This window comes from uncultured Algibacter sp. (assembly GCF_947495675.1).
GTDB lineage: Bacteria > Bacteroidota > Bacteroidia > Flavobacteriales > Flavobacteriaceae > Algibacter_B.
In genome coordinates this window covers 1-262 of record NZ_CANLZX010000078.1, presented here as the reverse complement: position 1 = coordinate 262, position 262 = coordinate 1, and the positions used below count along the sequence as shown (strand labels likewise).

Below are 262 nucleotides of genomic sequence, written 5' to 3'. Positions count from 1 at the left end.
CTACTGTAGAACTAGCATTGGCAGGTACTACAGGTAATGTTGTTATATCAATAGTATATGTATATACCCAAACACCTGTGTTATTAGCACAATCTGTATAAGTAAATGTATAAACTTTATCTCCTTCACAAGCTGGATCAGCATTCTCTGTCATTACAGGAATTACTTCATCTCCATTAGCATCCGTAATTGTAGGAGGTGTTGGTACAGTAGCATCTGCAATACACTCTATTGTTGTTCCTTCGTTAACAGGAACTGTAAA

At 36.3% G+C, this 262-nt stretch carries 1 protein-coding gene; it reads right to left on the bottom strand.

Translation table 11 applies throughout. From position 1 onward, the window contains the following. Positions 1-262 (bottom strand): hypothetical protein (locus Q0842_RS16165; protein ID WP_298500541.1); only part of this gene is annotated, 262 nt, incomplete at both ends.